This is a genomic window from Pseudomonas sp. MWU12-2020 (assembly GCF_023100605.1).
Lineage (GTDB): Bacteria > Pseudomonadota > Gammaproteobacteria > Pseudomonadales > Pseudomonadaceae > Aquipseudomonas > Aquipseudomonas fluorescens_H.
In genome coordinates this window covers 654,746-680,105 of record NZ_JALMEX010000002.1, presented here as the reverse complement: position 1 = coordinate 680,105, position 25,360 = coordinate 654,746, and the positions used below count along the sequence as shown (strand labels likewise).

Annotated in this window: 22 protein-coding genes; 13 read left to right on the top strand and 9 right to left on the bottom strand. The window is 60.8% G+C overall.

Annotated features, from left to right (window positions below; all coding sequences use genetic code 11):
* Genes M0814_RS07205 through fabI form a run of 3 tightly spaced genes read left to right on the top strand, consistent with a single transcriptional unit; the run spans window position 1 to window position 3,446 of the window.
* Entirely contained in the window at window positions 1-1,020 is a 1,020-nt protein-coding gene (locus M0814_RS07205; RefSeq protein ID WP_103485052.1) for an ABC transporter permease, read from the top strand.
* A gap of 1 nt (window position 1,021) precedes the next feature.
* Window positions 1,022-2,632: an ABC transporter ATP-binding protein gene (locus tag M0814_RS07200; RefSeq protein ID WP_103485053.1), complete on the top strand. Its 1,611-nt coding sequence runs from the start codon at window positions 1,022-1,024 to the stop codon at window positions 2,630-2,632.
* Window positions 2,633-2,651: 19 nt separating this feature from the next.
* Window positions 2,652-3,446 carry an enoyl-ACP reductase FabI gene (fabI, locus tag M0814_RS07195; protein ID WP_003202751.1) on the top strand — a complete coding sequence of 265 codons (795 nt, stop codon included), beginning with the start codon at window positions 2,652-2,654 and terminating at the stop codon, window positions 3,444-3,446.
* A gap of 1,030 nt (window positions 3,447-4,476) precedes the next feature.
* Here fabI and M0814_RS07190 read toward each other — a convergent pair.
* From M0814_RS07190 to M0814_RS07175, 4 genes are all read right to left on the bottom strand, one after another.
* On the bottom strand, window positions 4,477-5,442 hold the full coding sequence (locus tag M0814_RS07190) for a sensor domain-containing diguanylate cyclase (protein ID WP_103485720.1): 966 nt from the start codon (window positions 5,440-5,442) through the stop codon (window positions 4,477-4,479).
* A 61-nt stretch (window positions 5,443-5,503) separates the two neighbouring features.
* Window positions 5,504-6,082: a hypothetical protein gene (locus tag M0814_RS07185; RefSeq protein ID WP_103485719.1), complete on the bottom strand. Its 579-nt coding sequence runs from the start codon at window positions 6,080-6,082 to the stop codon at window positions 5,504-5,506.
* Window position 6,083: 1 nt separating this feature from the next.
* Window positions 6,084-8,246 (bottom strand): xanthine dehydrogenase family protein molybdopterin-binding subunit, encoded by a 2,163-nt coding sequence (locus M0814_RS07180; RefSeq protein ID WP_103485718.1) that lies wholly within the window; start codon window positions 8,244-8,246, stop codon window positions 6,084-6,086.
* A gap of 20 nt (window positions 8,247-8,266) precedes the next feature.
* On the bottom strand, window positions 8,267-8,722 hold the full coding sequence (locus tag M0814_RS07175) for a (2Fe-2S)-binding protein (protein ID WP_003224136.1): 456 nt from the start codon (window positions 8,720-8,722) through the stop codon (window positions 8,267-8,269).
* Between the two features lie 251 nt (window positions 8,723-8,973).
* Here M0814_RS07175 and M0814_RS07170 point away from each other — a divergent pair, with 251 nt between their 5' ends.
* A complete protein-coding gene (locus M0814_RS07170) occupies window positions 8,974-9,804 on the top strand; it encodes an alpha/beta hydrolase (RefSeq protein WP_103485717.1) in 831 nt (276 codons plus the stop codon).
* 136 nt (window positions 9,805-9,940) lie between these two features.
* On the opposite strand, the gene M0814_RS07165 is transcribed toward M0814_RS07170, so the two are convergent.
* Window positions 9,941-10,333: a GFA family protein gene (locus tag M0814_RS07165; RefSeq protein ID WP_103485716.1), complete on the bottom strand. Its 393-nt coding sequence runs from the start codon at window positions 10,331-10,333 to the stop codon at window positions 9,941-9,943.
* A gap of 93 nt (window positions 10,334-10,426) precedes the next feature.
* Here M0814_RS07165 and M0814_RS07160 point away from each other — a divergent pair, with 93 nt between their 5' ends.
* The 4 genes from M0814_RS07160 (at window position 10,427) to M0814_RS07145 (ending at window position 13,484) form a co-directional block, all read left to right on the top strand.
* Window positions 10,427-11,101 carry a class I SAM-dependent methyltransferase gene (locus M0814_RS07160; protein WP_103485715.1) on the top strand — a complete coding sequence of 225 codons (675 nt, stop codon included), beginning with the start codon at window positions 10,427-10,429 and terminating at the stop codon, window positions 11,099-11,101.
* Between the two features lie 191 nt (window positions 11,102-11,292).
* Complete coding sequence (locus M0814_RS07155) at window positions 11,293-11,796, top strand: VOC family protein (protein WP_103485714.1); 504 nt, start codon at window positions 11,293-11,295, stop codon at window positions 11,794-11,796.
* 35 nt (window positions 11,797-11,831) lie between these two features.
* Window positions 11,832-12,665 (top strand): AraC family transcriptional regulator, encoded by an 834-nt coding sequence (locus tag M0814_RS07150; protein ID WP_103485713.1) that lies wholly within the window; start codon window positions 11,832-11,834, stop codon window positions 12,663-12,665.
* Window positions 12,666-12,725: 60 nt separating this feature from the next.
* On the top strand, window positions 12,726-13,484 hold the full coding sequence (locus M0814_RS07145) for a DJ-1/PfpI family protein (protein ID WP_103485712.1): 759 nt from the start codon (window positions 12,726-12,728) through the stop codon (window positions 13,482-13,484).
* 12 nt (window positions 13,485-13,496) lie between these two features.
* Here M0814_RS07145 and M0814_RS07140 read toward each other — a convergent pair whose 3' ends face one another.
* Window positions 13,497-14,084, bottom strand: coding sequence for a LysE family translocator (locus tag M0814_RS07140; protein WP_103485711.1), 588 nt, complete (start codon window positions 14,082-14,084; stop codon window positions 13,497-13,499).
* Between the two features lie 306 nt (window positions 14,085-14,390).
* Here M0814_RS07140 and M0814_RS07135 point away from each other — a divergent pair, with 306 nt between their 5' ends.
* Window positions 14,391-18,092, top strand: coding sequence for a hypothetical protein (locus M0814_RS07135; RefSeq protein WP_103485710.1), 3,702 nt, complete (start codon window positions 14,391-14,393; stop codon window positions 18,090-18,092).
* 50 nt (window positions 18,093-18,142) lie between these two features.
* Here M0814_RS07135 and M0814_RS07130 read toward each other — a convergent pair whose 3' ends face one another.
* Together M0814_RS07130 and M0814_RS07125 are read right to left on the bottom strand one after the other, a co-directional pair.
* On the bottom strand, window positions 18,143-20,389 hold the full coding sequence (locus tag M0814_RS07130) for an ATP-binding protein (protein ID WP_103485709.1): 2,247 nt from the start codon (window positions 20,387-20,389) through the stop codon (window positions 18,143-18,145).
* On the bottom strand, window positions 20,386-21,000 hold the full coding sequence (locus M0814_RS07125; protein ID WP_103485708.1) for a biliverdin-producing heme oxygenase: 615 nt from the start codon (window positions 20,998-21,000) through the stop codon (window positions 20,386-20,388). Before M0814_RS07125 ends, M0814_RS07130 begins: the two co-directional genes overlap by 4 nt.
* 275 nt (window positions 21,001-21,275) lie before the next feature.
* Between M0814_RS07125 and M0814_RS07120 the strand changes: the two genes are divergently transcribed.
* Window positions 21,276-21,896 carry a LysE family translocator gene (locus tag M0814_RS07120; protein WP_103485707.1) on the top strand — a complete coding sequence of 207 codons (621 nt, stop codon included), beginning with the start codon at window positions 21,276-21,278 and terminating at the stop codon, window positions 21,894-21,896.
* Between the two features lie 3 nt (window positions 21,897-21,899).
* Here the strand turns inward: M0814_RS07120 and M0814_RS07115 are convergent, their stop codons facing one another.
* The gene (locus M0814_RS07115; RefSeq protein ID WP_103485706.1) at window positions 21,900-22,313 is read right to left on the bottom strand and encodes a VOC family protein; all 414 of its coding nucleotides are present in this window, start codon (window positions 22,311-22,313) and stop codon (window positions 21,900-21,902) included.
* A 108-nt stretch (window positions 22,314-22,421) separates the two neighbouring features.
* Between M0814_RS07115 and M0814_RS07110 the strand changes: the two genes are divergently transcribed.
* The 3 genes from M0814_RS07110 to M0814_RS07100 are packed head-to-tail and all read left to right on the top strand — an operon-like array spanning window position 22,422 to window position 24,964.
* Window positions 22,422-23,504 carry a bifunctional transcriptional activator/DNA repair protein Ada gene (locus tag M0814_RS07110; RefSeq protein ID WP_103485705.1) on the top strand — a complete coding sequence of 361 codons (1,083 nt, stop codon included), beginning with the start codon at window positions 22,422-22,424 and terminating at the stop codon, window positions 23,502-23,504.
* Between the two features lie 31 nt (window positions 23,505-23,535).
* On the top strand, window positions 23,536-24,333 hold the full coding sequence (locus tag M0814_RS07105) for an isocitrate lyase/phosphoenolpyruvate mutase family protein (RefSeq protein ID WP_103485704.1): 798 nt from the start codon (window positions 23,536-23,538) through the stop codon (window positions 24,331-24,333).
* Between the two features lies 1 nt (window position 24,334).
* Window positions 24,335-24,964: a DNA-3-methyladenine glycosylase gene (locus M0814_RS07100; protein ID WP_103485703.1), complete on the top strand. Its 630-nt coding sequence runs from the start codon at window positions 24,335-24,337 to the stop codon at window positions 24,962-24,964.
* The last annotated feature ends 396 nt before the right edge of the window (window positions 24,965-25,360 follow it).

Here is a 25,360-nt window from a genome sequence, read left to right as displayed (position 1 = left end):
ATGAACCTGTCCCCTCTCAACCGCCGCCGGTTCGAACTGTTCAAGGCCAACAAGCGTGGCTGGTGGTCGCTGTGGCTGTTCCTGATCCTGTTCGGCCTGAGCCTCGGTGCCGAGCTGATCGCCAACGACAAGCCGCTGGTGGTGCATTACGACAACAACTGGTACTTCCCGGCGATCAAGCGCTACCCGGAAACCACCTTCGGCGGCGAATTCCCGCTGGAAGCCAACTACAAGAGCCCGTACATCCGCGAACTGCTCAAGGCCAAGGATGCGTGGGTGTTGTGGGCGCCGATCCCCTACAGCTACCAGAGCATCAACTACGACCTGAAAGTCCCGGCCCCGGCCCCGCCGTCGGCGGACAACCTGCTGGGCACTGACGATCAGGGCCGCGATGTGCTGGCACGGGTGATCTACGGCTTCCGCATTTCCGTGCTGTTTGCCCTGACGCTGACCGTGCTCAGCTCGATCATCGGCGTGATTGCCGGTGCGCTGCAGGGTTTCTATGGCGGCTGGGTCGATCTGGCCGGGCAACGCTTTCTGGAGATCTGGTCGGGATTGCCAGTGCTGTATCTGCTGATCATCCTCGCCAGTTTCGTCCAGCCGAATTTCTGGTGGCTGCTGGGGATCATGCTGTTGTTCTCGTGGATGAGCCTGGTCGACGTGGTGCGCGCCGAGTTCCTGCGCGGGCGCAACCTCGAATACGTGCGCGCCGCGCGGGCGCTGGGCATGCAGAACGGTGCGATCATGTTCCGCCATATTCTGCCCAACGCCATGGTTTCGACCATGACCTTCATGCCGTTCATCCTCACCGGCGCCATCGGCACCTTGACTGCGCTGGATTTCCTCGGCTTCGGTTTGCCGGCCGGCAGCCCGTCGCTGGGTGAACTGGTGGCGCAGGGCAAATCCAACCTCCAGGCCCCGTGGCTGGGCATTAGCGCGTTCGCCGTGCTGGCGCTGATGTTGAGTCTGCTGGTGTTTATCGGCGAGTCCGCTCGCGATGCCTTCGACCCAAGGAAGTGAAATGAATCAGGACAATCTGATCGAAGTGCGCGACCTCGCCGTCGAGTTCGGCTTGAACGAGCGGCGGCACCGGGTGGTCGAGGGCGTGAGTTTCGACATCAAGCGCGGTGAAACCCTGGCGCTGGTCGGCGAGTCCGGCTCGGGCAAATCGGTGACGGCGCACTCCATCCTGCGCCTGCTGCCCTACCCGCTGGCCCGACATCCGGCCGGCAGCATCAACTATGCGGGGCAGAATCTGCTCGGCCTGAGCGAAAAAACCATCCGCCACATCCGCGGTAACCGGATCGCGATGATTTTTCAGGAACCGATGACTTCGCTCAACCCGCTGCATTCGATCGAGAAGCAGATCAACGAGGTGCTGGGCATCCATAAGGGCCTGACCGGTAAAGTCGCAACCAAGCGCACGCTGGAGTTGCTGGAGATGGTCGGCATCCCCGAGCCGCACAAGCGCCTCAAGGCCCTGCCCCACGAATTGTCCGGTGGCCAGCGCCAGCGAGTGATGATCGCCATGGCCCTGGCCAACGAGCCGGAGTTGCTGATCGCCGACGAACCGACCACCGCACTGGACGTGACCGTTCAGCTGAAAATCCTCGATTTGCTCAAGGAACTTCAGGCTCGATTGGGCATGTCGCTGCTACTGATCAGTCACGATTTGAACCTGGTGCGAAGAATTGCGCATCGCGTATGTGTCATGCAGCGCGGTTGCATCGTCGAACAGGCATCGTGCGCAGAGCTGTTCCGTTCGCCGCAGCATCCGTACACTCGGGAATTGCTCGGCGCGGAGCCCAGCGGAGGCCCGGCGACCAATAAAATCGGGGCGCCGCTGCTCGAAGTCGAGAACCTGAAAGTCTGGTTCCCGATCAAGAAAGGCCTGCTCAAGCGCACGGTGGATTACGTCAAGGCAGTGGACGGCATCAATTTCAGCCTGCCTCAGGGACAGACTCTGGGGATCGTGGGGGAAAGCGGTTCCGGCAAATCCACGCTGGGTCTGGCGATTTTGCGGCTGATCGGCAGCAAAGGCGCCATTCGCTTTGAGGGCAAACAGCTAGACTGCCTGACGCAGAACGAGGTTCGTCCGTTGCGTCGGGAGATGCAGGTGGTGTTTCAGGATCCGTTCGGCAGTCTGAGTCCGCGGATGTGCGTCAGTGACATCGTTGGCGAAGGCCTGCGGATTCACAAGATGGGCACCGCCGCCGAGCAGGAAGCGGCGATCATTGCGGCATTGAAGGAGGTAGGTCTGGATCCGGAAACCCGGCACCGCTACCCCCACGAATTTTCCGGTGGGCAACGGCAACGTATCGCCATTGCCCGAGCGTTAGTGCTCAAACCGGCGCTGATCCTGCTGGACGAGCCGACTTCTGCGCTCGACCGCACGGTGCAGCGGCAAGTGGTGGAGCTGTTGCGTTCACTGCAAGCCAAGTACAACCTGACGTATTTGTTCATCAGCCATGACCTGGCTGTCGTCAAAGCGCTGAGCCACCAGTTGATGGTGGTCAAGCATGGCCAAGTGGTCGAACAGGGAGCTGCGCAAGATATTTTTGCCGCCCCCAAACATCCGTATACACAGCAGTTGCTGGAAGCCGCTTTTTTGGCACCAGCCACTGCGCAATAACCTGAAAGAGGAGCAACACATGGGTTTTCTCGCCGGTAAGCGCGTACTGATCGTCGGTGTCGCCAGCAAGCTGTCCATCGCATCCGGCATCGCTGCCGCCATGCATCGCGAGGGCGCTGAGCTTGCCTTCACTTATCAGAACGACAAACTCAAGGGTCGCGTTGAAGAGTTCGCACAGGGCTGGGGTTCGAGCCCTGAGCTGTGCTTCCCGTGCGACGTGGCCAGCGATGAAGAAATCGCCAAGGTCTTCGAAGAGTTGAGCAAGAAGTGGGACGGCCTGGACTGCATCGTGCACTCCGTCGGCTTCGCCCCGGGCGACCAACTGGACGGCGACTTCACCGAAGCCACCACCCGTGAAGGTTTCCGCATCGCTCACGACATCAGCGCCTACAGCTTCGTGGCCCTGGCCAAGGCTGGCCGCGAAATGATGAAAGGCCGCAACGGCAGCCTGCTGACCCTGTCGTACCTGGGCGCCGAGCGCACCATGCCGAACTACAACGTGATGGGCATGGCCAAGGCTTCGCTGGAAGCTGGCGTGCGTTACCTGGCCGGCTCCCTGGGCCCGGACGGCACCCGCGTCAACTGCGTATCGGCTGGCCCGATCCGTACCCTGGCAGCCTCGGGCATCAAAAACTTCCGCAAGATGCTGGCCGCCAACGAAGCGCAAACCCCACTGCGCCGCAACGTCACCATCGAAGAAGTCGGCAACGCCGGCGCCTTCCTGTGCTCCGACCTGGCGTCGGGCATCAGCGGTGAAATCATGTACGTCGACGGCGGCTTCAACACCACCGCGATGGGCAATATCGAAGAGTAATCTTCGGCCTGCCAATAAAAAACCCGCCAATCGGCGGGTTTTTTGTGCCTGGAACACTGTCCCCCTGTGGGAGCGGGCTTGCTCGCGAAGGCATTCCTTCAGGCAATTACTCATGGCCTGACACACCGCTTTCGCGAGCAAGCTCACTCCCACAGGGTTGCGCGCAGCACCGGGATTTCGTGAACACCCGAGAAACTTGTAGGAGTGGGCTTGCTCACGAAGAGGCCGGCACATTCAACATCGATATCGCCTGACCAGGCGCTTTCGCGAGCAAGCCCGCTCCCACAGGGTCCTGCGCAGCACCGGGATTTCGTGAACACCCGAGAAGCCTGTGGGAGTGGGCTTGCTCACGAAGAGGCCGGCACATTCAACATGGATCCCACCTGACCAGACGCTTTCGCGAGCAAGCCCGCTCCCACAGGGGGCCTGCGCAGCACCGGGATTTCGTGAACACCCGAGACACTTGTGGGAGTGGGCTTGCTCACTAAGAGGCCGGTACATTCAACATGGATACCACCTGACCGGACGCCTTCGCGAGCAAGCCCGCTCCCACAGGGTTGCGCGCAGCACCGGGATTTCGTGAACACCCGAGAAACTTGTAGGAGTGGGCTTGCTCACGAAGAGGCCGGCACATTCAACATCGATATCGCCTGACCAGGCGCTTTCGCGAGCAAGCCCGCTCCCACAGGGTCCTGCGCAGCACCGGGATTTCGTGAACACCCGAGAAACTTGTGGGAGTGGGCTTGCTCACGAAGAGGCCGGCACATTCAACATCGATATCGCCTGACCAGACGCTTTCGCGAGCAAGCCCGCTCCCACAGGGTCCTGCGCAGTACCGGGATTTCGTGAACACCCGAGAAACTTGTGGGAGTGGGCTTGCTCACGAAGAGGCCGGCACATTCAACATCGATATCGCCTGACCAGACGCTTTCGCGAGCAAGCCCGCTCCCACAGGGTTGCGCGCAGCACCGGGATTTCGTGAACACCCGAGAAACTTGTGGGAGTGGGCTTGCCAGCGATGAGGCCCGAATCAGCGCCGCTTCAACGCCTGCTTGTGCGCATACATGGCCTCGTCGGCATCGGCCAGCAGCCGATCCACTGTGTCATGCCGTCGGGAATCGTATTCGATCTGGCCGACGCTGAAGCGAATGTCGTAGCCGCGCTGCAACATCGCATTGCGCTCATCGAGGATTTCCTTGAGCCGCGCCATGATCGCTGTGGTTTCGACGTGACTGGAGCCGGTCAGCAGCGCCACGAACTCATCGCCGCCCAAGCGCCCGACCACATCGCTCTCGCGAAAAGCGATGCGCAGCACATCGGCAAAGGTCTTCAGCGCACTGTCGCCCTCGGCATGGCCGTAGCGATCGTTGATCTGCTTGAAATCATTGAGATCGAAAAACAGCAGTGTCGCCGGTTTGTCCCGGTGTTTGCAGGCGTCCAGCGCATGCTGGGCCAGGGTCTTGAAGCCACGGCGGTTGGACAGCAGCGTCAGCTCATCCATGCTCGCCATCTGCACCGCCATCAATTCCTGCTCGGCCATGCCGGCGAGATCGCGCAACAGGGCGCGCTCCTCGTCGTCGAGTTCGCGCGGTCTGGTGTCGATCAGGCACAGCGTGCCCATTTTGTTGCCATTGGGCACCGTCAGCGGGTAGCCGGCATAGAAACGAATCTTCGGCTCGCCGGTGACCAGCGGATTGTCGTGAAAGCGCGCGTCCTCCTTGGCATCAGCCACCAACAGCAGTTCGTTCTGAAGGATCGCATGACCGCAGAATGACACATCCCTCGGCGTTTCACTGACGCCCAGCCCCACGCAAGACTTGAACCACTGACGATCGCTATCCACCAACGTCACCAAGGCAATCGGCACGTTGAACAGGCGCTTGGCCAGCCGCGTAAGCCGGTCGAAACGCTCCTCCGGCGCGGAGTCGAGGACATTCAAGCCGTGCAGCGCTTGAATTCGGGTTGCTTCATTGGCGGGTTTGATCGGGGCCAGCATCACGCACTCCATCAGGGTCAACGACCGCTAGAGTAGCTTGATTCGCCGACGACTCACATACTCAACCGCCCGCCACCGGACACGGGCCACCCGCGTCGGCCCAAAGCTTGAACTGAGCCACAAAAATGTCATGCGGCACCGGCACCGGCGTGCGCCCTGCTCCGGGGTTCCAGCCCCACAGCACCAACTTGTCATCGCTGACATGTTTGATCAGCGCGGCGAAATCCCGGTCGCCGTTGCTCGAGCGATCCTTGATCATTGCGCACAACTTGTCCGGTGGCAGGCCGATCCACGCCATTTTGTGCGCCGCCGGCGGCAGGCTCCAGTGCGGCGCCCCCGGTGGCGCATGCGGGCCATAACTGTCGGGCGGGTTGCTCTCAGCGTGGCAGGTGGCGCAGGGCAAACCGGCGGCGCCCTTGCCGTCCATGCCGCGCACCACGTTCATCGCGTGCGGTTTGCCCGCATCGAACTGCAGCGGCGAGTCGCCGGGAATGTGACAGTTCTGGCAGCGCGGGCTCTGGAACACCTTCTGCACCGTACCGAACGCCTTGAGCGCCTCCTGATCATCGGCAAACAGGTCCGAGGCGTAGCCGCCCAGCCCCAGCAACATCACCGTGCCCAACAGCAGATGTCGTTTCATCTCACACCCCCGACAGTTGCAGCGGCAGTTCACGCAACCGTTGCCCGGTCAGCGCATACACCGCGTTGGCCACCGCCGGCGCGGTGGGCGGCACCCCGGCCTCGCCGATGCCGCCGGGTTTGTCGATGCTGGGCACGATATGCACCTCGACCAGCGGCATCTCGTTGAGCCGCAGCACCTGATAGTCGTGATAATTGGATTGCACCACCGCGCCGTCCTTGACCGTCAGTTTGCTGTGCAGCGCCATGCCCAGGCCAAAGGTGATGCACGATTCCATCTGCGCGGCGATGCTCTGCGGGTTGACCGCGATCCCGCAGTCCACCGCACAGACCACGCGGTGCACGCGAATCGCCAGATTGTCCTGCGAGACCTCGGCCACCTGCGCCACATAACTGCCGAACGACTCATGCACCGCCACGCCCAACGCATGCCCGTCCGGCAATGGCGCTTGCCAGTTGGCCTTCTCCACCGCCAGATTCAGCACCCCTAGATGCCGCGCATGATCCTTGAGCAAAGTGCGTCGGTATTCGACCGGATCCTTGTTCGCTGCGGCGGCCATTTCATCGATCAGCGACTCCATGACGAACGCGGTGTGGCTGTGCCCCACCGAACGCAGCCACAGCACATTGATCCCGGTCTGCGGCGAATGCAGCTCGACCTGTTGATGGGCCAGGCCTTTGATATACGGACTGTCGGCCACGCCTTCGACCGACGTCGGGTCGATGCCGTTCTTGACCATGGTCGCTTCCAGCAGAGTGCCGGTCATGATCGACTGGCCGACCAGGACATGCTGCCAGCTCAGCGGCAGGCCCTGCCCGTCCAGGCCGATGCGCGCCTGGTGCAGGAACATCGAGCGGTAATAACCACCACGAATGTCATCTTCGCGGGACCAAACGGTTTTCACCGCCATCCCGGCAGCCTTCGCCACTTGCACCGCTTCGGCGACAAAGTCCGAGGTCGGATTGGCCCGGCGCCCGAAACCGCCGCCAAGAAACTCGGTGTGAATCTCCACTTGCTCGGGTTTGAGTCCGGTGATCTTGCCGGCGACCATTTGATCGAGGGTCTGGAATTGCGTGCCGGTCCAGATCTCGCATTTTTCGGCGCTGATCTTCACCGTACAGTTCAGCGGTTCCATCGGTGCATGCGCCAGATAGGGCACGCTGTACTCGACGTCGATTTTCTTCGCCGCCTTGTCGAAGTTGCCTTTCGGATCCCCAGCCTGACTGGCGGAAGTGCCCGGTGTCGCCGCCAGTTTGCGGAAGCTGTCGAGCAGGCCCTGGCTGCTCAGATCCGTATGCGGTCCCAGATTCCAATCGACTTTTAATGCATCACGACCGAGTTTCGCCGCCCAGTAATGATCAGCGATCACCGCCACGCCCGTCGGTACTTGCACCACTTTGTGCACGCCGGGGACCGCCAGCGCCTCGGCGCCTTCGAAGGATTTGACCGTCGCGCCGAACACCGGCGCACGGGCGACCATCGCGGTCATCAAACCGTCGAACTGCACGTCCATGCCGAATTTGGCGCGGCCGGTGATTTTCTCCGGGGTATCGAGGCGTTTGGTCGGCTTGCCGATGACCTTCCAGTCTTTGGCCTCCTTGAAGGTGATCGACTTGGGATCCGGCACAGGCAGTTGCCCGGCGGCGTCCGCCAGTTCGCCGTAAGTCGCGCGTTTATCGCCGGCGATCACCACGCCCGATTCAGTACGAATGGCTGAAGGCGCCACGTCGAAACGCTTGGCCGCCGCCTCCACCAGCATCTGTCGCGCCGTGGCCCCGGCGAGTCGGTAACGGTCGAACTCCATCCAGGTCGAGGTCGAGCCGCCGGTAATCTGCATCCCGCCAAACGCCGGCATGCCGTAATTGGCCGCCGAGGCCGGCGAGTGTTCGACGCGGATCGTCGACCAGTCGGCGTCCAGCTCTTCGGCGATCAGCATGGTCAGGCCGGTCCAGATGCCCTGGCCCATTTCCGAATGCCCGAGCAACACCGTCACGCTGTTGTCAGCGGCAATGCGCAAAAACGCATTCGGCGCGAAGACCTTGCCTTCATTCTCCGCTGCCAGGGCAAATCGATGGGCACCGGGGACGACAAACGCCACCACCAGACCGCCACCCAGCACGGCACTGCCCTTGAGAAATCCGCGACGCGATACAGGACTGTTCATCACCCTTCTCCCAACATGCATCAACCGATTTCGGACGCGCGCTTAACCGCCGCACGGATCCGTGGATAGGTGCCGCAGCGGCAAATGTTGCCGGAGAGCGCCTGATCGATATCGCTGTCGGTGGGTTTGGGGATTTTCGCCAGCAGCGCGGCGGCAGACATGATCTGCCCCGACTGGCAGTAACCGCACTGCACCACATCGAGTTCGGCCCAGGCCTGCTGCACCGGGTGCGAGCCGTCGGTCGAAAGGCCTTCGATGGTGAGAATTTTCTGGCCGTGGGCCACGGCGGTGGCGGGCGTGATACAGGCACGCAACGGTGCGCCATCGACGTGTACGGTGCATGCGCCACACTGGGCCATACCACAGCCGAATTTGGTACCGGTCAGGTGCGCGACATCGCGCAGGACCCAGAGCAACGGCATGTCGGCCGGCACATCGAGTTCCTGATCCTTGCCATTGATATTCAAGGTCAGCATCGGGGATTTTCCTCAGACTCACGGTGTTCTGAAGGGGCGTCGCTACGGCCATCGAAGCCTGTGCGCGCCTCGGCTTATCCCTTTCAGCAAAGCCTAATTTGCGCGTGAAGCCAGACGTTGCGACCACCGGTCATGCCTGCCCCCGAAAATGTCGACTTTAATCCTGTGGCTGATAACGGCGCTCATCCGAACCATCACGACCGGTCTGCGACGAGCGCGGTAACCCATCACAATGGTCAGGAGTCGCGAACATGGGATTTGTCACCACCCAAGACGGCGTCGATATTTTCTACAAGGACTGGGGCCCGAAAGACGCCCCGGTGATCCACTTCCACCACGGCTGGCCGCTCAGTTCGGATGACTGGGACGCGCAGATGCTGTTCTTTCTGGCCCAGGGCTTTCGGGTGATTGCCCATGACCGTCGCGGGCACGGACGCTCGAGCCAGGTCTGGGACGGCCACGACATGGACCATTACGCCGACGATGCGCTGGCGGTGGTTCAGCATCTGGGGGTGAAGAACGTGGTGCATGTCGGCCACTCCACCGGCGGCGGCGAGGTCATCCACTACATTGCCCGGCATGGTCAGGACAACGTCGCCAAAGGCGTGCTGATCAGCGCGGTACCGCCGCTGATGGTCAAGACCGAAAGCAATCCCGGTGGCTTGCCGAAATCAGTGTTCGATGACTTGCAAGCGCAGCTGGCGGCCAATCGCGCGCAGTTCTATCGCGATGTTCCCAGCGGGCCGTTCTACGGCTACAACCGCCCGGGGGCCAAGCCCTCCGAGGGGATCATCGGCAACTGGTGGCGTCAGGGCATGATCGGCGGCGCCAAGGCGCATTACGACGGGATCGTCGCGTTCTCACAGACCGATTTCACCGAAGATTTGAAGAAGGTCACCGTGCCGGTGCTGGTGATGCATGGCGAGGATGATCAGATTGTGCCGTATGCGAACTCGGGGCCTTTGTCGGCGAAATTGCTGCCAAATGGCACATTGAAGTCGTATCCGGGGTTTCCGCACGGGATGCCGACGACTGAGGCAGCTACGATCAATGCGGATTTGCTGGCCTTTATTCGCGGCTGAGGAGAGTGCCGCCTATCTCCTGTAGGAGCGAGCCTGCTCGCGATGGCGATGTATCAGGCAACAAATGTTGAAGCTTTGCTGACGCTATCGCGAGCAGGCTCACTCCTACAAGGGGACTTGATTGGCCTGAAGTGCACTACTCCTCGGAACGACTCGTACGCTCTCGATCACGTTCGTAGTGGTGAGCCAATGGCAGCGCCGGCAGCCAGGCCTCACGACGGATAGTCCACAACTCATAAGTCGGCTTGAACTGGTCAGGCTCGTCCAGCGAGCCGACATTGACTTCAATTTCATCCCCCGAACGCGCAAGTACCGGTGAACCACAGCGCGGGCAGAAAACTCGCCCTTGATACTCGCCGGTTTTGCCGCTGACGGTCACCGCATTCTCGGGGAATATCGCCGAGGCATGGAACAACGCACCGTGATGTTTGCGGCAATCGAGACAGTGGCAGATGCCGACGCGGTAAGGTTGGCCCGATGCTGCGAAACGCACATCACCGCACAGGCAGCCGCCAGTTAATGGGCTCATGGTGTCTATCCTCTGCCAGACTCTGTTCAGCCTTTGAACATAGCAGGCGCACCAGCGAACGCTCACAATCTGCCTTTTACCGGAGACAGCGCCATGCCTTCACCCGAATCCACCCTTCTGCAGAGCTGGCACGAGAACGCCGATGCCTGGATCGAAGTGATCCGCAGCGGTGCCATCGAAAGCCGTCAGCAGGTCACCGATCAGGCGATCCTGCTGGCGATCATGAGCCGTCAACCCGAGCGAGTGCTGGATCTGGGATGCGGTGAAGGCTGGTTGTTGCGGGCGCTGGCAGACCGGGACATCGATGCGGCGGGTGTCGATGGCGATGCGAAGCTGATCGAGGCGGCACGCGAGGCCGGTTCGGCCAAGGTGCATGTCGCCAGTTATGAGGCGCTGGTCGAGGCCAGGGTCGATGTCGGGCGCGATTACGATTTGATCTGCGCCAACTTCTCGCTGCTGCATCAGGACATCATTGCGCTGCTCGCCGCGATGAATGCGTTGCTGGTTCCCGGCGGCTCCTTGATCATCCAGACCCTGCATCCGTGGGCCGTGGCGGCGGGCGATTATCAGGATGGCTGGCGTGAAGAATCCTTCGCCGGGTTCAAGGGCCGGTGGCAGCCGATGCCGTGGTATTTCCGCACGCTGTCGAGTTGGCTGAATGCCTTGGACATGGCGGGGTTCAGACTGGTCGGCCTGAACGAACCGCAGCATCCGCAAAGTGCGGTGCCGCAGTCCCTGTTGATGATTGCCGAGCAGCGCCCCTTGTAGGAGTGAGCCTGCTCGCGATGGCGTAGGCTCAGGCAACACCAACGCCTGTACCGACGCCATCGCGAGCAGGCTCACTCCTACAGGGGTTTGTGTTCGACCGCGAAGCACTTGTCGATCTACGGCACCGCCACTCGACCAAGGACTGACTACGCTGATTATCCTGCGTGTCTAACCTGCCGAGGATGACTGCCATGCAACGCTTTCAAAAACTCACACCGTGCCTGTGGTTCGATGATCAGGCCGAAGCTGCTGCGAAGTTCTATTGCTCGGTTTTCGATCATTCGAAAATCACCGGCCTGACCCACTACAGCAAGGTCGGCCAGGAATTTCACGGCAAGCCGGAGGGTGCGGTGATGACCGTCAGTTTCGAACTCGACGGCCAGACCTTCACCGGCCTCAACGGCGGGCCGATGTTCAAGTTCAGTGAAGCCATATCGTTTCAGGTCAATTGCCAGAATCAGGAAGAAGTCGACCACTTCTGGGGCAACCTGTCGGCCGGCGGCCCGGTTGAGGCCCAGCAATGCGGTTGGCTCAAGGACAAGTTCGGGGTGTCGTGGCAAATTGTACCGGTGGCCTTCATGCACATGATGCAAGACGCCGACACCACTAAGTCGCAAAGGGCGATGCAGGCCATGTTCAAGATGAAAAAACTCGACATCGCCGAACTTGAGCGGGCCTTTGCCGGCCAGAGCTAATACACTCCGGTTCTGGCCTGCCGGGAACAATAACGATGAAACACGCCGCCGCCAAAAGCCCTGAAAAAGCGCCACACTTCTGGCGTGACGACGCCCTGCCCTTCATCGAAGCGCGGGCTATCGCCGATGGCCGTGAGGTCTGCTACTCGCGCCATTCCCATGCGCATTTTTCCATCGGTGCGATCACCGCCGGGCGCAGCATTTACGTGCATGAGCAATCGACGTTCGACGTCGCCGCCGGCACCGTGGTGCTGATGAATCCGGGCGATGTGCACGCCTGCAATCCGATCGATGATCAGCCGTGGTCGTATCTGATGTTGTACGTGGAAACGCCGTGGCTGACGGACTTGCAGCATCAGCTGGGGTTCAGTACCGAGCTTGAGTTCCGCCGATTTTCCACCACGCATTTGAATGACGCTCGGCTGTTCCGGGCGCTGCAAGGGTTGTACGCCACACTGGTCGATGAGCAGCAGGATGTACTGCGTAAACAGAGCGCAGCGGTGGAGTTTTTCAGCGACCTGCAGCTGCGCCTGAACCCGGCGGAACAACCGTTGCGCGAGCCGAATTTCAAGCTCGAACGCGCCGCCGATTTCATTCGTGAACACTGCACCGATCTGCTCAGCCTGGAGGACATCTGCACGGCGGCGCAGCTGTCGCCCTCGTACCTGATCCGCGCCTTCAAGCAGCATTACGGCATGACCCCGCACGCGTTCGTGGTCAACCAGCGCATCCAGTTCGCCCGCGAACGCCTGCGCAGCGGCCAGTTGATTGCCGATGTCGCCCTTGAAGCAGGGTTTGCCGATCAAGCGCACTTCCAGCGCGCGTTCAAACAGCATCTGGCCGCGACACCCGGCCAATATCGCGGCTGACAGCCAAAATCGACTACGCTCCAGATCAGCGGCCAATCCCGGCCCGGGAGTTTGCTCTGGATGATTCTGATTCTGTTGCCGTCCGCCGATTACGACCCGACTGAAAGCAGCGTGCCGTGGCAGGCGCTGCACAACGCGGGCATCGAAGCCCGTTTTGCCACGCCGCAAGGCCTGCCTGCCTACGCCGATTCACGGTTGGTGAGCGTTGGGTTCGGGCCGCTGAACCCGATGCTGATGACGCGCAACGCCGACCTGGACAGTTACGCCCGGATGATCGACAGCGCGGCATTTCTTCAACCGCTGGCGTATGCCGATGTCGACCCGTCTCAGTTCGACGGTCTGCTGATTCCCGGCGGTCATGCCAAAGGCATGCGCAGCCTGCTGGAGTCCGGACAGGCACGGCAAATCGCCCTGCAGTTTTTCAAAGCACAAAAACCCGTGGCGGCGGTGTGTCATGGCGTGCTGTTACTGGCCCGCACCCTTGACCCTGACACCGGACGTTCGGTGTTGTTCGGGCGCAAGGTCACAGCGTTGCTGGCGGCCACCATGGAGTTACCGGCCTGGCTGATGACCTGCGCCTGGCTGGGGCGTTACTTCCGCACTTACCCGCAGACCGTCGAGGCAGAGGTGACTGCCGCACTGTCGCGCCAATCCGACTTTGTACGCGGTCCCCTCATCGCCAGGCGTGATAGCGCAAAAGTGCCGCAAAAAGGGTTCGTGGTGCGCGACGGCAATCTGCTGACGGCGCGCTGGCCCGGTGATTGCCATCGCTTCGCCAAAGAATGGGTCGCCATGCTGCAAGCACGATCGGCTGGGTGAATGACACGAGACTTATGGCAACAGCAGATAAATCGCACTCGCCGCCAGCAACAAAGCCATGAACCGATTGAACAGGCGCATCCCCGCCGGATTGCCCAGATACCCACGTAAAAACGTCCCGGCATACACCCAGCAACCCACTGACAAGTAACAGATCACCAGATACACCGCCGCAAACTGCCAGACCAGCCGCGCCTCGCCATCGGCGACAAACGCGCCCATCCCCGCCACGCAAGCCAGCCAGGCTTTCGGGTTGAGCCATTGCATCACCGCGCCGTACAACATCGACGGCGCACGCGCTGCCTCGCCGGCATTCAACTGACCGTCATCAGCCGCCAGTTTCCAGGCCATGAACAACAGAAACGCCACCCCGGCCAGTTGCACCACCCGGGTCAGGGCCGGCCACAACGTCAGCACTTCATGCAGCCCCAGGCCCATCAGCACCAGCAGCAACACAAACCCCAACGTCGCCCCCGCCACATGCCGCTGACTGGCCCGAAAGCCGAATTGCGCGCCGGAACTCAACGCCACGATATTCACCGGTCCCGGGGTAATGGACGCCACCAATGCAAACGCCGCCATCGACACAATCAGACTCATCGCACACCTGTTTCAATTCAAGGAACAAGATCGCAACACTAACCAGCGCCACCCTTGGGTGTATTGAACAAAATTACCCCGATTAATCTACAGCATCCTGGAACGGCATATCACCTGCCCATCCCCAACCAACTCTTAACGTTAATCCAACTGACAAATATCCAGATACTTTTAAAAACAGTCTGAAACTCAAAACAGATAAATCACGACGGGCAATGTTTTATATTCCCCGGCAACTTCACAAACAGCCACTCCACCGGTGACTGATCGCTGTATTACATCAACCTGGAAACAGAAGAATTCTATATGGATATTACCCGCAACCTGTTCAGCGCCGCCCCCGCTTCCGCCGATGAGCAAGAGCGCCTGAACATTGCCAAAGCCCTGGAAAACAGACACTTCCTTCTGCAAAACTCCAGCACCAGCGATGATGCCCTGCAACTCGTCACCGAGGTGATTGCGGGTAGCGATTTCGACCATGCACATCACGCCGGCAAACTATTGCTACGCACGGTAATACACCATCCGGAATTCGCCAGCTTCACTGAAAAACTGAGCATCGACAAGAACCATTGGTTCATGGTGTTGAGCAATGGCGAAGTTTATGCCGCCCATGAAGAAACAGGTTCTACCGGTACTTACATTCATTACAGCATCATTACCGATCAACTTTATGAAGTCGAAGCGCTGCGCGCCGATGTTGAACTTCTGGCCAATGGCGCCCGGCGTACTGGCGGCATCATTTCTTCCGGCAACAAAGTCCCCTTGCGCAACTGGTTGATCTTTCAGGATATCGACCGACCTGAAGACGAAGCCGCCATCGCCAACCTGATCGACTGCCTGAAATTCACCCTGCCGCCCGCGCCGAAGTTCGGCAACTACTGGGGCATCAGCGAAGAAGCCGACGACGCTGCGCTGATTGTCGAACCCGAGCAATACCCGCTGATCCTGCAGCAGGTGCGCAAGCGCATGGCCGATGCTGGCCGGGATGCCGAACCGTTGATCAACTATCTGACAGATGCGCTGCTGGTGAAGAAAAGTGGCGCGCTGGTGATGGAGGATCCGCGCCTGGCGTGGGAACACCTGCTGGAAACACGTGAAGCCCGGGAGTTTGCGCAAACCTGTCTCGAAGTCCTGCATGGCCCGAATCCGGCACCGGCAATGACCGAAATCACGCGCAGTCGGTTGCTGCTCGCCGCTGTCGTGCTGGATCTGGACATGGGTTCGGAAGAACGGGTCGCGACGCATCGTGGCTTGCGTTACGCGCCGTTGCACGTGCACGAAACCTCGGCCCACGCCCGTGCTCGGCTGAAACAGCAGTTCGAGCAGATCAACCGTGCCGATCCGTTCGCCGCGCACCTGGCGGTGGAATTGGTGCTGGCGGGCCAGTCCCCGGAGTTCCTGGTGCTGACCCCGCAGACGCTGTTGATCGGTTCGCCCGGTTGGGTATTGTTGCGCAAAGCGGTGTTGCTGACGGAACGTATCGCGCCCGGGCTGTCCCTGACACTGTCCTACGCCAAACTGATCAAATTCGCCGCGCTTGCACCGCTCAGCGATGCTCAAAGGACCGTGCATCAAGTCCTCAATCTGCAATGCGTGATGGACTGGGCAGCCATCAACGAAATGCTCCCCGATGAAAAAGCGGCACTGACGCCAGAAGGCGTTGCAACAGCAGCGATGAATCACTACAGCGCTTATGCCAAGGAACTGGAAGACGCACTGCACGCCATTACGGCGGCCCCGGTCAGCCGCCGCAAACTGGCAAGACAAACGCTGCTGGACGCCGGCATTGCTAATCAGGGAGAAATGTTCGCTTCACCGCACAACAAGGGTGGTTTGATCCGCGACACGGTGATCAATCTTTACCTCGCCAACCAGCTGCATCGGAAGAACCTCACCAGCAAATCGAGCAAACGCAATCTGCACGATGTGCATCCCGGCCTGGCGGATCTTGCGCCCGTCAACGGGTTGTACGCCGAGCAGCTCAAACCGCAGCACGAACGCTTCAAGGCGGGTATCAGCACGATGATCCGGCTGGCGTTTTCCAACCTGAGCCTGAGTGAACGGCAAGCGCTGACCCAGGGCGCGTCAACCGTGTACCTGGTGCGCGGCAACCGCAACATTCCCGGTCACAGCGCCGACCACTTCTCCCCGCACGGCGTGGTCATCCTGTGTCGTCACAAATCGAAGCACCATTGCTTCGAGCTGTTCCCGCTACAGGGGCTGTGCCGTACCAGCGAACGTCTGGCAGAGGCTTACTTCAAGGCGTCAGCGTTCAACGAAGACACCGGCAGCTTCGACGAAGCGACCAATGAGGAAACAGGAGTTTTCCCGCGCCTCACCTACCTCGAAAACATCGTGAGCGAGCACAAGGCTTACTTCGAGGGCGCAACGCCTCGGCCAACCGAACAGGCGGACATCAACCGGTTACTGCCGCGCCACCATTGGCAACTTGAAGAGTATGCGCAGATTCGCGAGTTCGGCATGCTGCTTGATCGGCTGGGGGAATTTGCCGAGCACAACGAACCTTCCGCCTGGCATGTCTCGCCGATGGACAGCTTTCGCTCCGCCAGGCTCAAGGACATGGCCGACTTCATTGCACACAAGAACCCGGCCATCACCTATGACGAGTATTACCGGATGGGCTATGACCAGACTGAATACGAAGAGCAGCAGGAGGAGTACGAACGTGTTGCCAACATCATTCTGAATATCTTCATTCCGTTCCGGGGCTGTATCCAGCAACTGACGTCGGATGATCCGGATCAACGCAGCGGGGCGGCTTTCAGCTGTGTCATCGACGCCCTCGCCGTGGCCTTTGTCTTTATCGGGGCGGCCGGAGCCCTGGCCAAAGCCGCGGCCAGCAGCACGCGGCTGTTAAGCTTCAGCCGCGTGGCCGGCAATGTTCTGGTATCGCTGTTCAACCCGCTGGACGGCGTTCCACAACTGCTGGTCGGCACCGGCAAACTGCTGGGTAAAAGTGCGCTGAAGCTCACTCATTACGGCAACACCGTCAGCCGTATCAGTGCTCGTCAACTCCGGCGGCTGACCAGCACCAGCAGCGGTTCTTATGACCTGGTCAAAGCGCTGGGCAAGTCCGGGGCGGCGGCGGAGATTCGCATGACATTACCGACGGTGGCGCACGGGCGAGCACTGTTTCAGGATGACAGCATTGAAACCGCCAGCCAGGTCCTCAAGCGCCTGCTGGACCAGAACACTGCGCTACCCAAAGGTGCCAGCTACGCGGAGCTGGACCAGCTGTACAAAAATGCACAGGTGAGTACCACACGCAAACTGCAAAAGACTCAGGAGCTGGAGGCCCTGATCGGCCAGACGGCACTCGATGATCTGTTGACAACGTTCATGACAAAGAACCGCCACGAATACAGCGCCGCGCGCTCAGCCGGCAGCGAATATTCTGATTTGCTGGAGTCGTTCAGCGAGTTGGAGGCGCGCAAGGTTATCTACATGAAAAACCATCAGCAGAATGTGCTGAAACAGGATCTGGGGGCAGCCCCTTACAACGGCGTAGTGCCCGAGTCACGTTACAACCCTAAAGGCTTTACCGATAACGCCCAGCGAGCCGGAGCGTGGATCGTTCATGCTTCGAACTCACCGGGCAACGACCTCGACAGTATCGTAGCCATACTGAGAGAGTACGCCGACAGCAACAAGCCCCTCACTGACCCGGATCTGATCCGCCAGTTACACGTCAGTATCGCGCCGGCGACCGCTGACATCATTCGTGTAGGCACGCACCCTACAAAATATGGCAGCAACATCAGTGGCTTTTCCTTGATGCAGGATCATCTGAAGCTTCTCGACCCCGCCCATGAACACTTCGGCAAGCAAATGTTCGCTACGGTCGCGGGCTTTCATGTGTTCGGTGACGGCAACGGCCGCACGGGTCGCGCCCTGTATGCGATCCACGAGCTGCGACACAACCGTTTCAGTCCGCTGTCAAAAGAATCGATCAGCGCGCTCCATGGCCTCGACGGCGATTTGTAATCCCGAGTAGACCTGTGGCCCGGCCGGTATCTACCGACCGGGCTATTTCATCATTCGCCCGCAAGCATCACCGGCACCGTAAACCGAAACTCCGTGCCCTGCCCCGGCTCACTGCTGGCCTCGATCCGCCCGCCGTGGGCCTCGACGATGCCTTGGGTGATGTACAAACCCAGGCCGGTTCCGGTCGGATTGCCTTCCTTCACCGTCCAGTAACGATCAAACACCCGCGCCAGGTTTTCCTTGGGAATGCCTTCGCCAGTGTCACGCACAGTAAACACGATCTCTTTACCGTCAGACTTGGCCAGCACGCCCACCGAGCCTTTGCGCGGGGTGAACTTGATCGCGTTGCCGATCAGGTTCGATAACACCTGAAACAGGCGTTCCGGGTCGGCATGGATTTTCAGGTCGGGATCGGCTTCGAACGAGATGCTGATGTCCTTGTCCAGCGCCAGTGGCCCGAGCAGTGACTGGGTTTCTTCGAACATCTGCCCGACATCCAGGGTCTGTGGCGCAATGGTGTAGCGCCCGGCATCGATCTTCGAGGTATCGAGCAAGTCTTCCAGCAGCGTGTTCATCCGCCCGGCTGCCTGCTGCATGGTGTCGATGGCCGTGGAGATGCGCCGCGAAGTGTGCGGCCCATCGGAGCTGAAGGCCTTGTGCAGCATGCCGCAGAGCATCGAAATCACCGTCATCGGATTGCGCAGATCATGCGAGACCACCGCCACCAGTTCATCACGGGCGCGCACCGCTTCCTGCTCGCGGCACACTTGGCGGGCCAGGTCATTTTCCAGTGCCGAACGGCGCAGATCGTTGGCGGCAAACAGATCGCCATGGCTCCATTTGGTGGAGATCCCGGCCATCTCGACTTTCCAGATTTCGAACGAGGTGCGCGGACGCAGACGCAGGCCGGCGTCGGAGTTTTCCAGGTCCAGCGGCTTGCGCGGGTCACCGCTCCAGTTGATGTTCTCCTTGACCTCGGGGCGGAACCACAACACGCCGTTGTCCACCGGTTTGGGCAGGCTCATGGCGAGCACGCCGCTGGCCACTGGCTGAAACTGCGCGGCCGGCGGATAGACGCTCGCCAAGTGATGACTGGCGAACACCGGTTCGCCGGTTTCCTGCAACCATTTGTGCAGCGCGCGAATCTCTTCCGGCTCCGGGCAGTTGCCGTAACGGTGCAGCTGTTTGTCTTCGATGATCGCGATACCGCCGGCCCCCGTCAGCGCCATCAGCACCTCGGGTTGCCCGGCCAGTCCGTCAAAGACGTTTTGCGGCGAGTCGACCATTGCCTGATTGAGCAGCGCCAACGCCTCGACTTTTTCTTCGCGCTGGCGGCTGATTTCCAGCGACTCCATCGCACTGATTTGCAGCGACAGCACCTGGCCGATGGTCTGGCACGCGCTGCGCAGCTCGTGCGGCACATGCAGCGGCTGACGGTTGCCGCAACTGATCAGGCCCCAGAGCTTGTCGCCCTTGAGCAGGGAAATACTCATCGACGACAGCACGCCCATGTTCTTCATGTACTGGCAGTGAATCGGCGACACGCTGCGCAGGGTGGCGAAACTCAGGTCCAGCGGGGTCTGGGTGTCCGGGCGCAGCTTGGGCACCAGCGGCACTGGCTGGTAATCGGCATTCGGGATGATCCGCAGCCAGTTGGTGCGGTACAGCTCGCGCGCCTGCTCGGGGATGTCCGAGGCCGGGAAGAACAGGCCATTGAACACTTCCATCGACGGATCGGACGCCTCGGCGATGACCTGACCGTGACCCTCCTCCTCGAAGCGGTAGATCAGCACCCGGTCGTAACCGGTCATCGCCTGGATTTCCTTGACGCTGATTTCATACAGCGCCTGCAACGTGGTGGCCGCTTGCAGACGCTGGAGCATACGTCCCAGATTGGTTGGATTGCTGGCGACGTTACGCGGCTGGAAATTCTCGACGTGGATTTCCAGTTCCAGAATCAATACGCCCTGATGACGGTGCAGCAGCCCTTCGAACGCAGTGCCGTTGAGCCAAAAATGCAGCGGTCCGGCATCGGCAAACACCGGATGCAGCAACGCGTCGCTAACGGCCGCCGCATGTGCCTCACCCAGCAACTTGTGCAGCGGCTGGCCGATCAGTTCCTGCGCCGGACGTGCCAGCAGGGTCTCGACGTTGGCGCTGATCTGAATGATCTCCAGCGCCGGCTCGCTCAGAGTCAGCAGCAAACCGTGGGGCTGGATCGCCCCGGGAAAGCGGATCGGCTCGTCGGCACAGTTGGCCAGCAGTTCTTCAAAGGCTTCTTTGTCTTGCGGAGTCATGCCAGTACCTCCCGGCTTTCGAGCCAACGCTCGAAACAGCTGAATGTGGTTTGGGCTGCCGCAACCACGGCCTCACGTTCGCCCGCATCCAGCGACCGACTGCCCAGGTATTCAATGAAATCGCGCCAGCGGCGACCGGTGGCGGCGCCATAAATGTCGAGGAATGCCGCGCCATTGTCGGCGTTCAGGCGCAACCTCGAGGCGATTTCGCGGCGCAGGATCTGCCCGCCAAGGGTTGCCCCTTCCAGCACATACAACACCCCCAGGCAGGTCGCGCTGGAGTCGATCACTGGCAACGACTGACACAGCGGCAGACGGGCGATGGTCTCGGCCGCCAGGCCCAGAGCCTGCAGATCATTTAACAGGGTCTGCGACTTGAGACGTGGTGTCAGATCGAAATCGGCAGGGATCGAGCCGCTGTCGAGCAATGCGCTTTCCAGCGGCAGATAAAAGCCGTAGTAAGCCTGCATCAGACGTTCAAAGGCGTTCGCATCGAGGGAATCGGAGAAAAAAGGAAGACGTTTTTCCAGTGCGATATGCAGCTCGGCAGTACCGGCTCGCAGATCTTGCAGCACCAGTGGCACATAAACTTCACGGGCCTTTGCTTGCATGTAAATCGCTCTTGGTGGGGCCGCTTCGGGGCCATGCGGGGTGCTTGCAACGTTGGACGGATACTACACGGCAAATACCTTTTCTGACCTGGCGCACAGTTTTTTTCGGACGAAACCATCGCGTTCTGACCTTTCAGAGTTCCGCAAAATCGGAAAAGTTCGACTCGATTAAAGAGGTTATCGAGGCTGTACCGCGACAGCACCGCGTGACTGTACGGGTCAGCGCGCCCGCAGCCTGTGATAAAAAAGCGTCATCGCTTCTGGAGCCCAAGCCCATGGATCTCGCAACGCTTTCGCTGTTTCTCCCGGCCTGTTTCGCCCTGAACATGGCCCCCGGCCCGAACAACCTGCTGTCGGTCAGCAATGCCACCCGCTATGGCTATCGCCGGGCCTGCGCGGCCGGCGTCGGGCGGATTATCGCGTTCGCCGGGATGATCGCCCTCGCCGGCGCCGGGTTGTCGGTGGTGCTGCAAACCTCGGAATGGCTGTTCCATGCGATCAAGATCATTGGCGCGGCGTACCTGCTGTACCTCGCCTGGCAACTGTGGCGTGCCAACCCCGAGGCTGAGCAGCAGGTGGCGGGAGCGTCGGTGGGGTTCTGGCGGTTGGCGCGTCAGGAGTTCCTGGTGGCGGCGGGCAATCCGAAAGCAATCCTGCTGTTCACGGCATTCCTGCCGCAATTCGTTGACCCGAGCCGTCCGGTACCGGCGCAATTCGCCGTGCTCGGCGCGCTGTTCCTGCTGCTGGAATGGATCGCCATCGGCGCCTACGCCTGGATGGGCCTGCACATGCGCCTCTGGTTCGCCGAGCCGCGCGGCAAGCGGATCTTCAACCGTTGCTGCGCGGGGCTGTTGTCGGCGGCGGCTTCGGTGCTGTTGATGGCCAAACGGGCGTGAGGCCTAGGCCTCTGACGGCCCTTTGAGTTCGACCTGATTGCCGTCCGGGTCGAAACAATACAGCGACAGACCGTAGCCCTCGGCGCCGAAGCGTCTGGCGGCTTTTTCCACGCTCAGGCCGTGTGCCTGCAAGTGTTGGGTCAGCGCCGGTTCGTCGAAGGGTTCGATACGCAGGCAGAAGTGATCGACGTTGCGTCGCTCAGTGCCGGCCGCCCCGCCGCCCTTCTTGCCCAGCTCACCCTGCAGGTCGACAAGGTCGATCATCGAGGTCCCGGCGCGCAAATGCACCAGGCCCATTTTGTCGTTGTGCTTGACCACCTCGGCACCGAATACCTGACCGTAAAAATCGATACTGCGTTGCAGATCGGCGACCCGCAGGACGATGTGATCGAGGTGTTGAATGATGAACGGCTGCATGGGTTGGCTCCATCGAATCGGCGACCCGCTGATTGTGGTGCAGAATCGAAAAAATTCACTGTCGATTTTTCGGTGGAGCCATCGAAATCCTGGATTTAAGCTCAGGCCATGAACATACAAACCGCACTGCTGCCGCCCCACGCCGAGATGGTTCGCGCCATGCTCGAACGCGACACCGCCTACGAAGGGGTGTTCTTCACGGCCGTGAAAACCACCGGGATCTTCTGCCGCCCCAGTTGCACGGCGCGCAAGCCGAAACCGGAGAACGTCGAGTTCTTCGCCCATGCCGATGAGTGCCTGTCGGCCGGTTATCGCGCCTGTCTGCGCTGCAAACCGCTGGACGCCGCAGCCATCGCCCCCGACTGGGTGCAGCGCCTGCTGAAAGCCGTCGATGCCGACCCGGAGGTGCGCTGGAGTGATGCACAGTTGCTGGCCGAAGGTATTGAACCGCTGAAACTGCGGCGCTGGTTCAAGCAGCATTTCGGCATGACCTTCCATGCGTGGCTGCGCACCCGCCGACTCGGCATGGCGCTGGGCGGGATTCGCCAGGGCACCTCGATTGACCATGCGGCGTTCGACTCAGGCTACGAATCGCTCAGCGGTTTTCGCGATGCGTTCCAAAAGTCGTTCCACATCACCCCGGGGCGCGCGGCCAACAGTGAGCCGCTGCTGTTCACCCGTCTGACCACGCCGCTGGGGCCGATGATCGCCATGGCCGAACGGCGCGGACTGGTGTTGCTGGAGTTTCTCGATCGCCCGGCGCTGACCCGCGAAGTCGAAGCGTTACAGACCCGCCATGGCTACGTGGTCGCGCCTGGGCACAACGCGCATTTGCAGCAGATCGAAGAGCAGCTCAACGAATATTTTGCCGGGACGCGCACTCTGTTCAGCGTGCCGCTGCACCTGCCCGGCAGCGCATTCGACCGGCAGGTCTGGGAGCAACTGCTGCACATTCCTTATGGACACACCAGCACCTACGGCACCCTCGCCGCACGTTTGGGCAAACCCGGCGCCAGTCGTGCGGTGGGGCTGGCCAACGGGCACAATCGGTTGGCGATCGTGGTGCCGTGCCATCGAGTGATCGGTGCGGACGGTTCACTGACCGGCTATGGTGGTGGGCAGCCGCGCAAGGCGTTTCTGCTGCGGCTGGAAAACGCTGCGGTGCAGCTCACGCAACCACTGGCTTTCTGAAGATTTGCACCACTCACTAGAAGGGATTTCGATGAACGCGCTCGACACTCGGTTTCACCAGTTACACCAGGATGGCCTGCTGATCCTGACCAACGTCGCCGACGCCACCGGTGCGAGGCTGGTCGAGCAAGCGGGCGGCAAGGCTGTCGCTACCAGCAGCGCGGCGGTCGCGTGGGCGCACGGCTATGCGGATGGCAATACCCTGCCCCTCGAACGGCTGATTTCGACCGTGGAATCCATCGCCCGGGTGATCAAGGTGCCGTTGAGCGTGGACATCGAGGCCGGTTATTCCGATGACCTCGGGCGCGTGGCCGAAGTCATCGACGCGGTGCTCGCTGCCGGTGCGGTCGGGATCAATATCGAGGACGGTAGCGGCGCCCCGGAACTGTTGGTGCGCAAGATCGAAGTGGCACGCGAAGTCGCCCGCAAGCGCGAGGTGAAGCTGTTCATCAACGCGCGCACCGACGTCTACCTCAAGAGTCTGGTACCGGCCGAGGATCGCGTCGCCGAAACCCTGCGCCGTTCGGCGTTGTACCAGGCGGCCGGGGCCGATGGCTTGTTTGCTGCCGGCGTGACTGCCGCGTATGAAATCGAGGCAATCTGCAAGGGCACGTCACTGCCGGTGAACGTGCTCGGCTTCGCCTGCCTGCCCTCGCCGACTGAGCTGCAAGCCCTGGGCGTGCGCCGCTTGAGTGCCGGTTCCGGCATCGCCGAATTCCTTTATGGCGCGATGGGTTCGCTGGTGAAGAGCTTCCTCGCCAGTGGCAAGCTCGACACCCACGACCTGAAGGCGCTGACCTACGGCGAAGTCAACGGCCTGCTGAAATAGCATGCTGGATCGTTATCAGGCGGCCAGCGAGTTTCTGGCCGCACTCGACGAGGACTGGCAGCGACACATTGCAGCCATCGGCCCTTGTCTGCATCAACCACACCCGGCGCGTGATCCGTATGAGTCGCTGGTACGGGCAATCGCCTATCAGCAACTGCACGCCAAGGCTGGGGATGCGATTGTCGGGCGCCTGGTGGCGTTGTTTCCTGGGCAGACGTTTCCCCGGCCTGAGCAGATTCTCGCGACCGACTTCGATCAGTTGCGCGGCTGCGGCTTTTCGGCGGGCAAGATTGCGACTATTCAGGGCATCGCCCAGGCGACGCTGGACGGCGTGGTGCCGGATTACCCCACCGCGCTGGCGATGGACGACGAGGCGTTGATCGAACGCCTGGTCAGCCTGCGCGGGGTTGGCCGCTGGACGGTGGAGATGTTGTTGATCTACAGCCTCGAACGCATGGATATTTTGCCGGCGGATGACTTTGGCGTGCGCGAGGGCTATCGGCGCTTGAAGGGGCTGGAGGTGCAGCCGACGCGCAAGCAGATGATCGAGATCGGCTTGGCGTGGAGTCCGTATCGGACGGTGGCGGCGTGGTATTTGTGGCGCATGCCAAAACCGCTGCCCTCACCCTAGCCCTCTCCCGGAGGGAGAGGGAACTGACTGGGGGAGACTTGAGATATCCGCCGACCTGAAATAGCGGCTGTGAATCCATAGTCACCCCGGATTTTCAGGTCGATGTATTACGCAAGACTCCTCGGTCGGCTCCCTCTCCCTCCGGGAGAGGGCTGGGGTGAGGGTTGGCTTTTCAGAGGCCCGATTTCAACCGGCTGAACGCCCGAATCAAAGCCCGATTGAACGCCTTGCCATTGTCATGCTTGCCCCCACATTTTGAAATGCGTTCCCCTGTGGGAGCGGGCTTGCTCGCGAAGGCGTCAGTCGATTCAACCTCAAATCAGAGACCAGACTTCAACCGGCTGAACGCCCGAATCAAAGCCCGATTGAACGCCTTGCCATTGTCATGCTTGCCCC

Bases quoted from the DNA above. Each gene is read 5' to 3' on its own strand.
- M0814_RS07150 (WP_103485713.1), top strand. From the start codon at position 11,832: ATGAAACACGCCGCCGCCAAAAGCCCTGAAAAAGCGCCACACTTCTGG.
- M0814_RS07135 (WP_103485710.1), top strand. From the start codon at position 14,391: ATGGATATTACCCGCAACCTGTTCAGCGCCGCCCCCGCTTCCGCCGAT.
- M0814_RS07205 (WP_103485052.1), top strand. From the start codon at position 1: ATGAACCTGTCCCCTCTCAACCGCCGCCGGTTCGAACTGTTCAAGGCC.
- M0814_RS07170 (WP_103485717.1), top strand. From the start codon at position 8,974: ATGGGATTTGTCACCACCCAAGACGGCGTCGATATTTTCTACAAGGAC.
- M0814_RS07110 (WP_103485705.1), top strand. From the start codon at position 22,422: ATGAACATACAAACCGCACTGCTGCCGCCCCACGCCGAGATGGTTCGC.
- M0814_RS07130 (WP_103485709.1), bottom strand. From the start codon at position 20,389: ATGACTCCGCAAGACAAAGAAGCCTTTGAAGAACTGCTGGCCAACTGT.
- M0814_RS07155 (WP_103485714.1), top strand. From the start codon at position 11,293: ATGCAACGCTTTCAAAAACTCACACCGTGCCTGTGGTTCGATGATCAG.
- M0814_RS07200 (WP_103485053.1), top strand. From the start codon at position 1,022: ATGAATCAGGACAATCTGATCGAAGTGCGCGACCTCGCCGTCGAGTTC.
- fabI (WP_003202751.1), top strand. From the start codon at position 2,652: ATGGGTTTTCTCGCCGGTAAGCGCGTACTGATCGTCGGTGTCGCCAGC.
- M0814_RS07115 (WP_103485706.1), bottom strand. From the start codon at position 22,313: ATGCAGCCGTTCATCATTCAACACCTCGATCACATCGTCCTGCGGGTC.
- M0814_RS07190 (WP_103485720.1), bottom strand. From the start codon at position 5,442: ATGCTGGCCCCGATCAAACCCGCCAATGAAGCAACCCGAATTCAAGCG.
- M0814_RS07175 (WP_003224136.1), bottom strand. From the start codon at position 8,722: ATGCTGACCTTGAATATCAATGGCAAGGATCAGGAACTCGATGTGCCG.
- M0814_RS07125 (WP_103485708.1), bottom strand. From the start codon at position 21,000: ATGCAAGCAAAGGCCCGTGAAGTTTATGTGCCACTGGTGCTGCAAGAT.
- M0814_RS07165 (WP_103485716.1), bottom strand. From the start codon at position 10,333: ATGAGCCCATTAACTGGCGGCTGCCTGTGCGGTGATGTGCGTTTCGCA.
- M0814_RS07145 (WP_103485712.1), top strand. From the start codon at position 12,726: ATGATTCTGATTCTGTTGCCGTCCGCCGATTACGACCCGACTGAAAGC.
- M0814_RS07160 (WP_103485715.1), top strand. From the start codon at position 10,427: ATGCCTTCACCCGAATCCACCCTTCTGCAGAGCTGGCACGAGAACGCC.
- M0814_RS07140 (WP_103485711.1), bottom strand. From the start codon at position 14,084: ATGAGTCTGATTGTGTCGATGGCGGCGTTTGCATTGGTGGCGTCCATT.
- M0814_RS07185 (WP_103485719.1), bottom strand. From the start codon at position 6,082: ATGAAACGACATCTGCTGTTGGGCACGGTGATGTTGCTGGGGCTGGGC.
- M0814_RS07120 (WP_103485707.1), top strand. From the start codon at position 21,276: ATGGATCTCGCAACGCTTTCGCTGTTTCTCCCGGCCTGTTTCGCCCTG.
- M0814_RS07180 (WP_103485718.1), bottom strand. From the start codon at position 8,246: ATGAACAGTCCTGTATCGCGTCGCGGATTTCTCAAGGGCAGTGCCGTG.
- M0814_RS07105 (WP_103485704.1), top strand. From the start codon at position 23,536: ATGAACGCGCTCGACACTCGGTTTCACCAGTTACACCAGGATGGCCTG.
- M0814_RS07100 (WP_103485703.1), top strand. From the start codon at position 24,335: ATGCTGGATCGTTATCAGGCGGCCAGCGAGTTTCTGGCCGCACTCGAC.